The organism is Microcoleus sp. LEGE 07076 (genome assembly GCF_015207455.1).
Taxonomy (GTDB): domain Bacteria; phylum Cyanobacteriota; class Cyanobacteriia; order Cyanobacteriales; family Microcoleaceae; genus Microcoleus.
On record NZ_JADEWV010000219.1, the window covers coordinates 1 to 9,140 of the forward strand.

The window sequence follows — 9,140 nt, forward strand, 5'->3', positions numbered from 1 at the left end:
GACTTGGTTAGGGGCGACGGGGGCTTTGACGTGATTGCCGGCGGTACTGGCAACGACTCCCTCACCGGGGGTGGCGGCGACGATTCGGTGTTCGGGAATGGTGATGATGACTTTCTCTACGGAGATTTCGGGAATGATTCTCTCAACGGCGGTAGCGGCCGGGATCAACTGTTTGGCGGTGACGGCAACGACTATTTCCTCGGTGCCGACGGCGACGACACTTTGTACGGCAATGACGGCAACGATTCGCTCTTCGGTGAGGCCGGCAACGACCAAATATTTGGGGGCAAGGCTGACGATACGGCTTTTGGGGGCAACGGTTCCGATACGATTCGTGGTGATTTGGGCGACGACTCGGTACTGGGAGATGAAGGCAACGATTTTCTGTTCGGCGGCAAAGGTAATGATCTTCTAGACGGTGGCTTTGGCGATGATTCCTTGGCCGGAGGTCTGGGTGACGATACAATTTTGGGCAGTTTCGGTAATGACAATTTATTTGGGGCAGAAGGTAATGATTCTCTGATCGGAGGTGAGGGTTCGGATACTTTGACTGGCGGCAGCGGCAGTGATGTTTTTGGATTGGGAGCGGGCCCGGGAAGTTTGGTTTTAATTACTGATTACAATGAGGCAGAGGATTTCTTTGGACTGCCGAGCAGTTTATCTTTCAGTCAACTGGAAGTTCGGCAAGGTAATGGTGCAAATCTCAGAGATACTGTAATTACGATCGACGGCAAGCTTTTAGCAATTTTGATCGACACTCCATCGGCGCTGATTGATGCCAATGATTTTATCTCTGTGAGCGGCACGTTTAGTCCCAGGCCGACTCCGGCGACAACTCCAACTCCGGTGACAACTCCGACTCCGGCGACAACTCCGACTGCTTCGAGGATTCCGACTGCGCCGACTGTTACGGTGCCTGATTCGATGGTGTCAATTAGTTCGATCGCCCCGACGGCTGCTCCCGGGCTGTTGCCAATGCCTGGCCAGACGGTGATATTGCCTTCGATGCTGCCGAGTCCGATACCCGTGCCTCCTACACCTTTTGGGTTCTAGGTGCGATCGGGCAGTTCAGTTATGAGTTTTGAGTTAAAGTAAAACTTACAAACTCATAACTCATAACTCATAACTCATAACTATTTCCAGCCTTGCTCACTCTCGGCCGAGTCGTTCTCAGACTCGGCAGGAGAATCTTCTAGGGGAGATAATTGTTGGCTGTAACCCAAGAGCGATCGAAGTTTCATGCGCTGGATGTAAGGCCAGCCGCCATTGGCTTCAATATTCCTGAGCAGTTTGTAAAGTGCCTGGCGGTTGTCGGGAAAAGACGCTTGAAACAAGCCGTCCCGAATTTCCTGGTGCGAAGCTTCCAGTTTCCGCAGCAAAGCTAAAAGCAGCACGCTGTCTCCCTGACAACTTTCGGCTAAAGTCCGAATCGCCTCTGTCAGCGATTGCAGTTGAGACTGCAACTTTTCTGACTCTAAATTTTTGCCGTTGTCCATACCGCTGCTTCCTTTGAAATCTACAAAGCGTTTTTCCGGGGCCACTTGTGTCAACCGACTAATCGAGCTAGTGGCGATCGGCATTCGGGGCTAGGAGCAACGTAACTTAAGTAGGTTGACCTAGGCAATATTAATTTGCCACTCAAGTCAGGAAAAGAGCACAACCCGTCGTACCATGTGTATTGGGCGACGATCCGAAGATTTTGAGAAATCCTAAGTTATAGCTTAATTTCACCTTAGTAGCTCGACTTTTTGAGTCAAAACCGGTGATGGCTTTCGGATGGTTGCACGGGCAGGGCCTGCCCGCGAGCAATTCTATTTTGCTCGAAATAGGGCTTTTTCTTAATATAATCCGATGTTGGAGATTGAGGTTGGCAATGAAATACCGTGCTTTAATTGTTGCACTTTTAGCATTTTGCATGAGTGCGCTGGTTGCTTGTTCTTCGGCTCCTGATACAACCGTGGCGACTGGGGAGTTACTCACCTACGACCAGATCCGAGGTACTGGATTGGCAAATAACTGCCCTAGTTTGACAGAAACTTCTCGCGGTTCGATCCCGATTGAAGCGGGCGCCACCTATAAACTGACTGGTATGTGTTTGCAGCCCACAACTTATTTTGTGAAGGAAGAGCCAGCAAACAAACGCCAAGAGGCAGAATTTGTGCCTGGTAAAGTGCTGACGCGGTTCACGTCGAGCATTGACCAAGTTCAAGGTAAGCTCGAGGTTGGTAATGATGGGACTTTGACTTTTACAGAAGAGGATGGCTTGGACTTTCAAGCAATTACGATTCAGTTACCGGGCGGAGAGCAAGTACCTTTCTTGTTCACTATTAAGGAGCTAGTGGCCAGTTCCGAGTCGGGAGTGGTTGCGATCAATACTTCCACCGATTTGCGGGGGGAATTTAACGTTCCTTCTTACCGCAGCGCAGGCTTTTTGGATCCTAAAGCTCGCGGGGTAGCCACGGGCTACGACAATGCTGTAGCGCTTCCGGCTACTGACAATTCCCGACTGAAACGGTCTAATGTTAAGCTGGCTGACACCCGCACCAAGGCGGGGAAAATTTCTCTCCAAGTTGCTAAAGTCAACAGGACCACTGGCGAAATTGGCGGGATTTTTGAGAGCACCCAGCCTTCTGATACTGACTTGGGAGCTAGACCTGCTTTGGATGTGAAAATTCGCGGTTTGTTTTACGCTCGCATTGAGCCTTCTGTGTCGTAAAATTGGCTTTTTCGATCGATCTCGAGCAGTTTTTTGCCCTAAAGCTGCTGCTCGCCCTTCATTAGCCAACAGTCTTTGGCAAGATAACTGAAGACTGTTGACTAATGACTAAATTTATGATTAGAGTGTTATAAGCTTGCAATTGATTAATTGAGAATTTTTAATTAGTTAAAGTATTAGTTTCAAACCGGTTTCAGTTTATAATCCTGTGTGAAAAAATCTCGGTTAAATTCAGTCTTCTACCTTGGGATAACCCCGTCAAATCGCTGCACCTTGCCAGAATCCAACTGATGTGTCGGGTGTGACAGTTATGAAACTGCTAGGATTGCACCACAATCAACATGATTTTTTTTAGGCTACATTGGAAACTAGGTCTAAAGCAACATCAGTCCTCTGCTCTACCAACCCTTATGCCGCTATGTCTACCACAAATCCGAACGAGCTAAAAAACGAAAATTTGCAATTGTTGCGTCAGTACCAAGATTCTGGCTCGAATGAAGTCCGCAATCAGTTAGTCCAACTGAATATTGGACTGGTGAGAAAAGAAGTTTACCACTGGCTCAATCAGTGCGGTGAAAGCTACGACGATTTGCAGCAAGTCGGGTGTATTGGGTTAATTAGGGCGATCGAGCGATTCGATCTGTCGAAGGGGCACGCTTTTAGTTCCTTTGCAATTCCCTACATTCGGGGCGAAATTCAACACTACTTGCGAGACAAAAGCCCTTCAGTGCGAGTTCCGCGCCACTGGCTGTCCCTGGAACGCAAATCTGTCGCAGCAATTAAGGATTTGCAAGTGCAGTTCAACCGCAAACCTACGGATGCGGAAGTAGCAGCAGTGCTTGAGGTTTCTGTGGAAGAATGGCGAGAAATTAAGTTGGCCCATCTCAACAGATCGCCTCTGAGTTTGGACGCGCCGGTGCAGGATGAAGATGAGGGGGCGACAAGTCTTGGAGAATTGGTGCCCGATAGCAAGTATCGGAGTTTTCAGTTGGCCCAAGAGGATCGAATTCGCGTACAGCAAGCTTTGGCGATGTTGGAACAACGGACTCGCGAGATATTGGAGTTTGTTTTTCTGTACGATTTGACTCAGAAGGAAACGGCGGAGCGCTTGGGTATCAGTGCGGTGACGGTTTCTCGGCGAGTGAAGAAGGGGCTGGATTTGCTGAAGGAAATTATGACGAAACAGCTTTAGATAGTAGTCAGTAGTCAGTAGTCAGTAGTCAGTAGTCAGTAGTCAGTAGTTATTGGTGATTGGTGATTGGTGATTGGTGATTGGTTACTTGCTACGAATTCCCAATTTCCAATTCTCAATTCCCAATAACAACTAACAGCTAACAGTTAACAGCTAACAGTCAACAGTCATTTGCTACTAATAACTAATAACTAATAACTAATGACTAATGACTAATGACTAATTTTTAGATGCTTCCGACAAATTTATCGAGCCTTTCTAGGGCTTTTTTAATTGTGTCTAAATCGGTGGCGTAAGATAAACGAATGTGGTCGTCTGCGCCAAACGCAATCCCGGGAATAACTGCTACTTTTTGCTGTTCTAAGAAGGCGTCGGAAAATTCTAGAGAAGTCATTCCAGTCTTGCTGATGTTGACAAACATATAGAAAGCACCGTTTGGTTTGATGCAGCTAATTCCGGGGATAGAATCGAGCAATTCAAATATTACTTTACGCCGATCGGCAAAAGCTAGACGCATTTTTTCCACAGACTCTTGGCTGCTTTCCAAAGCTGCGATCGCCCCGTACTGTGCAAAGGTACACACGTTGGATGTACTGTGACCTTGAATGGTGCTGGTGGCCTTGATTAGTTCGATCGGCCCGGCTAAATAGCCAATGCGCCAGCCTGTCATCGAGTAACCTTTGGCAAAACCGCTGCTAATCACCGTGCGATCGAAGATTTCTTTGCCCAGGGAACCGATGCTGACGTGTTGGGCGCCGTCATATATAATTTTTTCGTAAATCTCGTCAGAAACGACTAAAATATCTCGATCGACTATTACCTCGGCCAGCGCTTTAATTTCGGCTGGAGTGTACACCATTCCTGTCGGGTTAGAAGGCGAATTGAGCACAAATAACTTGGTTTTGGGAGTGATCGCTTGGCTGAGTTGTTCCGGTGTAATTTTATATCCCGTAGAAGCATCTGTCCGTACAATTACGGGCTTCCCGCTGGCGAGTTTGACCATTTCTGGATAGCTCAGCCAGTAGGGAGCAGGAATAATTACTTCATCTCCCTCCTCGATCAGAGCCATCATCAAATTGTAGAGAGAATGCTTGCCGCCGTTGGTGACAATGATATTTTCCGGTTGATAGTTGAGATTGTTCTCGGATTGGAGTTTGCGGGCGATCGCAGCTTTTAACTCCGGTTCCCCAGCAGCCGGGCCGTACTTAGTCTTCCCCGCGTCCAAAGCTTGCTTTGCCGCGGCTTTAATGTGTTCGGGGGTATCAAAGTCTGGTTCTCCCGTACTCAAACTACATACATCTATGCCTTCTGCCTTCATCGCTTTAGCCTTAGCTGCGATCGCCAAGGTTATGGAAGGAGGAACCTCACCCACTCGTGCTGCCAACTCGATCATTGGATTTTAGATATTATATTTTTGACTTTAGATTATAGGGTGACAAATCGTGATATTCAAGCCTGTTGTTACAGAATTATGACATTTGTTTACACAGTACGCCAATAATTAAACAATTTAAAAATAAAAATTAACTTAGTGATTAGTTTTAATTTTTATTTTTAAATTTTAAATTTTTCACGTTATTATTGTACCATTTTTGATGCCTCGTTATCCTCAACGCCGATATACAAGCTTATGGATCTCAAATCTCTGATTCGCGACATTCCTGATTTCCCGAAGCCGGGAATCATGTTTCGAGACATTACAACTTTGCTGTGCAACCCGCAAGGGCTGAGCTATACCATTGACAGTTTAGCCGAAAAATGCTCGCAAATGTCTGCTGACTATGTGGTGGGCATGGAATCGCGGGGGTTTATATTTGGCACGCCTTTGGCTTATAAAATGGGAGTGGGGTTTATACCTGTCCGCAAGCCGGGAAAACTGCCAGGAGAAGTTTATTTTGCTGAGTACGAGTTGGAGTACGGTGTCGATCGGCTGGAGATGCACCGAGACGCGATGGCATCCGGCAGCCGGGTGCTGGTTGTGGACGATTTAATCGCCACTGGCGGAACAGCGGCGGCGACGGCTAAGTTGTTGGAGCAAGCTGGCTGCGAGCTTGTCGGTTTTGCTTTTGTGATCGAATTGCAGGCTTTGGGCGGCAGGCAGAAATTGCCGGATGTGCCAATTGTTACCTTGGTAGAGTATTAGTCAGTTGACTGTTGACAAAAAAGATATTTTCCGTTTGCATCGGAATCATTTATCTCTCTCTTCTCTTCCTCTGCGCTCTCTGCGCTCTAGTAAGGTTAAATCATTCCGATGCAACTGGAATTAATATCATTCACAAATCTAAAATGGTATGACTTCTATTAAATATAATCGAAATTCGCGAAGGTTGAATTCTGTGTTGAGTAGCGAGACATTTACCTATGTTGTCAAGCGAATGTTGCAGGCACTTTTAACCTTATTTTTGGCATCGGCTCTTTGTTTTGCAATTATTGAGCTAGCACCGGGAAATTACTTGGATACTTTGAGCCAAAATCCGAAGATTTCGCCGGAAACACTCAAGCAACTCGAACAGCAGTTCGGCTTGGATAAACCAGCGATTGTGCAGTATGGGCTGTGGCTGAAACAAATTGTGACACAGGGGAATTTTGGGACGAGCTTTGTGTATCAGCGATCCGTAGCGTCGCTGCTGTGGGAAAGAGTACCGGCGACGCTGTTAATGGCGATCGCATCTTTGATTGTAACTTGGGCGATCGCACTTCCTTTGGGAATAGTCGCCGCCGTCAATCAAAATAAGACAGTCGATCGAGTTTTGCAAGTAGTCAGCTACACCGGCCAGGGATTTCCCAGCTTTATCACAGCCTTGCTGCTGCTATTTTTTGCTCAGAATACTTCGCCTCTGTTTCCCGTCGGAGGAATGACCAGTATCGACCACGCAGACTTACCTTGGTGGAGTCAAATCCTCGATTACGGCTGGCACTTAATTTTGCCAACTGTCGCCCTCAGCCTTACTGGTTTTGCTGGTTTGCAAAGATTGATGCGCGGACAATTGTTGGACGTGCTGCGTCAAGATTACATCCGAACCGCACGGGCGAAAGGTTTACCGGACGATCGAGTAATTTACATTCATGCTTTGCGGAATGCGGTTAATCCGTTAGTGACGCTGTTGGGTTTTGAGTTTGCTAGTTTGTTGAGTGGTGCGTTTATTGCTGAATTTTTCTTTAATTGGCCGGGTTTGGGAAAGCTGACTTTGGAGGCGGTGAACAATCAAGATTTATATTTAGTAATGGCGAGTTTGATGATGGGCGCTGCGATGTTGATTGTGGGTAATTTATTTGCAGATTTGCTGTTGAAAGCAGTCGATCCGAGGATTAAGCTACAAGATTTGAAGTAGCAAAATTCATTAATCATCGAAAACTTAATAACTTTAACACCTCCTACAGTCTTGTCTCCTGTAAGTTGCCTTCCTCAAAGGAGGCTCTTCCTCCGCACCTGCATTACCAGGCTTTTCCTGGTAACGAGCAAGGGCGATTTGTAATAGTCAACAGTCAACATTATTCCCATTATCCATGCCCCGTGCGCCATGCCACATTACCCAGATCCGAGTGTTTTATGTCAGAAAAACAACCAAACGAGGCAATGAGTTTTAGCAGCTTGGCGGACTGGTGAAGGCATATTGACAGTCTTCCAGAATCGGGGAGACAAACAAAAGCAGTCTTTGTAAGGCTTGTGACGGCGTTTTCACCCGCCAGTAAAATAAGTTCAGAATCAAAACAAGAAATTCATCCCCAACTATTCCATCGGAGATTTAACCGTGATTAAACTTTACCACACCCCCATTTCTTTTAACTCCCGCCGTGTCTGGATCGCCCTCATAGAAAAAAACCTGCCTTTTGAATTGGTAGAAATCCACTTGGACGGCGACCATTTAGAGCCTGAATTTGTGGCAATGAATCCTTTTCATCGCATCCCTGTTTTGGTTGACGGTGACTTCTGTGTTGTCGAGTCTCTAGCAATTATGGACTATTTAGAAACTAAGTATCCTGAACCTGCAATGCTGCCAAAAGATCCGAAAGATTTAGCAGTTGTCCGCATGGTAGAATTGGTGACAATTAACGAACTTATACCGCAAATTTACCCGCTCAGCAGTGAGAAAATGGGCAGGGGAACTCCTGAAATTAGCGAAATTGAAAAAGCCCAGGAAAAGGTGAATACTGTGCTGACATTTTTTGAAGGTTTGTTGGACGATCGCCCTTTTTTCGCTAGCAATGATTTAACTTTAGCAGATTGCGTTGCTGGAACTGTTGTGGTTTTGATGCCTTTGATTGGGGTTTCCTTAGACGATTTTCCTAAAATTAAAGCTTGGTGCGATCGACTAATGTCCCGTCCTTCATGGCAGCAAACTCAATTCACCGAGGCACAAATGGCAGTTTTCGCAACTCGGAGACAAAAATTTCTCGCAAAAGCTGAAGTCGGATGAACAAATCAACTCTCGTCCGATCGCTCTTTTTGCTAGCTGCAATCGCCTGCATCCAAATTCCCGCAGCAGTTTCGCAGCCTGCAACTCGCTCTGGCTATGAAACAATTAACGTCAAACAGTTTGTAGCCGATCGCAAAATTACCGTTTCCAACCCCAAAGATATCGCAGCCAAACTGTTTATTCTCGATCGAGAATCTGAAGGCAGAAAAAGCGATGGCATTTTGGTTGAATATCCCGCGCGAGAAACCGCGACAATCCTTCATACAGTCGTCGGTTTGGCTGACGATTCTGTTGCGGGAATGCGGCACCGCATCGAACTCAGATTCAGGCAAAATAAGTGGGAAATTGTCTGGATTGGTCGCCAATCAAAGTGTCAACCAAATCGCGGACATCAAAATTGGGCGGCGGGCCGCTGTTTGTAAAAAGGTCGATCGGCTTTTTGCTTAGTACCAATCAGCGCCCGGAGAAACCGCACCGCAACAGTATGAATTACCCACAATTAAATTGGTTTGCAGTCAGGACGAAGAGTCCTTTGTGATTAAAAAGGCGATCGAGAAGACCCAAGTCCTCACTACAAACCGATCGAACTTCTGAGTTTACTTGCACATGATCAAATTTCCAGCCGAGATAAATCCGGGAACAGGCGCTGAAATCTCAACCCAATTGCGGTTTTCTCCATTCTTATCTTTCACTAACTGGAAATTCGGCACAAGCGTTACTTGACCGTTAGCAGCTACGCCGCCTTTAATCACAGCAGTCTTTGAAGGTTCGGCGCGAATAGCTAGACCCCTGGGTGCTACGCGAGGTTCTACTT

Annotated in this window: 9 protein-coding genes and 1 pseudogene; 7 read left to right on the forward strand and 3 right to left on the reverse strand. The window is 46.6% G+C overall.

The genetic code is table 11. From position 1 onward, the window contains the following. A partial coding sequence (locus IQ270_RS25000) for a calcium-binding protein (RefSeq protein ID WP_305076226.1) occupies nucleotides 1-1,053 on the forward strand: 1,053 nt, incomplete at its 5' end. Between the two features lie 80 nt (nucleotides 1,054-1,133). On the opposite strand, the gene IQ270_RS25005 is transcribed toward IQ270_RS25000, so the two are convergent. Then, on the reverse strand, nucleotides 1,134-1,496 hold the full coding sequence (locus IQ270_RS25005; RefSeq protein ID WP_193975885.1) for a hypothetical protein: 363 nt from the start codon (nucleotides 1,494-1,496) through the stop codon (nucleotides 1,134-1,136). Between the two features lie 377 nt (nucleotides 1,497-1,873). On the opposite strand from IQ270_RS25005, the gene IQ270_RS25010 reads away from it, so the two are divergent. Next, nucleotides 1,874-2,716 carry a photosystem II manganese-stabilizing polypeptide gene (locus IQ270_RS25010; RefSeq protein WP_193975879.1) on the forward strand — a complete coding sequence of 281 codons (843 nt, stop codon included), beginning with the start codon at nucleotides 1,874-1,876 and terminating at the stop codon, nucleotides 2,714-2,716. A 418-nt stretch (nucleotides 2,717-3,134) separates the two neighbouring features. Beyond that, a complete protein-coding gene (locus tag IQ270_RS25015; RefSeq protein ID WP_193975880.1) occupies nucleotides 3,135-3,908 on the forward strand; it encodes an RNA polymerase sigma factor SigF in 774 nt (257 codons plus the stop codon). A gap of 226 nt (nucleotides 3,909-4,134) precedes the next feature. Here IQ270_RS25015 and IQ270_RS25020 read toward each other — a convergent pair whose 3' ends face one another. Beyond that, nucleotides 4,135-5,301: a pyridoxal phosphate-dependent aminotransferase gene (locus IQ270_RS25020; RefSeq protein WP_228056681.1), complete on the reverse strand. Its 1,167-nt coding sequence runs from the start codon at nucleotides 5,299-5,301 to the stop codon at nucleotides 4,135-4,137. Nucleotides 5,302-5,538: 237 nt separating this feature from the next. Here IQ270_RS25020 and IQ270_RS25025 point away from each other — a divergent pair, with 237 nt between their 5' ends. The 4 genes from IQ270_RS25025 to IQ270_RS25040 all read left to right on the forward strand — a co-directional run bounded on the left by IQ270_RS25025 (nucleotide 5,539) and on the right by IQ270_RS25040 (nucleotide 8,748). After that, nucleotides 5,539-6,051: an adenine phosphoribosyltransferase gene (locus IQ270_RS25025; protein WP_193975881.1), complete on the forward strand. Its 513-nt coding sequence runs from the start codon at nucleotides 5,539-5,541 to the stop codon at nucleotides 6,049-6,051. Between the two features lie 148 nt (nucleotides 6,052-6,199). Beyond that, the gene (locus IQ270_RS25030) at nucleotides 6,200-7,240 is read left to right on the forward strand and encodes an ABC transporter permease (RefSeq protein ID WP_193975882.1); all 1,041 of its coding nucleotides are present in this window, start codon (nucleotides 6,200-6,202) and stop codon (nucleotides 7,238-7,240) included. 420 nt (nucleotides 7,241-7,660) lie between these two features. Next, nucleotides 7,661-8,326 (forward strand): glutathione S-transferase family protein, encoded by a 666-nt coding sequence (locus IQ270_RS25035; RefSeq protein ID WP_193975883.1) that lies wholly within the window; start codon nucleotides 7,661-7,663, stop codon nucleotides 8,324-8,326. Continuing rightward, nucleotides 8,323-8,748 carry a hypothetical protein gene (locus tag IQ270_RS25040; protein ID WP_193975884.1) on the forward strand — a complete coding sequence of 142 codons (426 nt, stop codon included), beginning with the start codon at nucleotides 8,323-8,325 and terminating at the stop codon, nucleotides 8,746-8,748. Before IQ270_RS25035 ends, IQ270_RS25040 begins: the two co-directional genes overlap by 4 nt. Before the next feature lie 174 nt (nucleotides 8,749-8,922). Here IQ270_RS25040 and IQ270_RS25045 read toward each other — a convergent pair. After that, nucleotides 8,923-9,140: pseudogene (locus IQ270_RS25045) on the reverse strand (SH3 domain-containing protein); the annotation flags it as partial.

Coding starts and splice junctions, on each gene's coding strand:
- IQ270_RS25020 (WP_228056681.1), bottom strand. CDS start 5,301: ATGATCGAGTTGGCAGCACGAGTGGGTGAGGTTCCTCCTTCCATAACC.
- IQ270_RS25030 (WP_193975882.1), top strand. CDS start 6,200: ATGACTTCTATTAAATATAATCGAAATTCGCGAAGGTTGAATTCTGTG.
- IQ270_RS25025 (WP_193975881.1), top strand. CDS start 5,539: ATGGATCTCAAATCTCTGATTCGCGACATTCCTGATTTCCCGAAGCCG.
- IQ270_RS25010 (WP_193975879.1), top strand. CDS start 1,874: ATGAAATACCGTGCTTTAATTGTTGCACTTTTAGCATTTTGCATGAGT.
- IQ270_RS25015 (WP_193975880.1), top strand. CDS start 3,135: ATGTCTACCACAAATCCGAACGAGCTAAAAAACGAAAATTTGCAATTG.
- IQ270_RS25005 (WP_193975885.1), bottom strand. CDS start 1,496: ATGGACAACGGCAAAAATTTAGAGTCAGAAAAGTTGCAGTCTCAACTG.
- IQ270_RS25040 (WP_193975884.1), top strand. CDS start 8,323: ATGAACAAATCAACTCTCGTCCGATCGCTCTTTTTGCTAGCTGCAATC.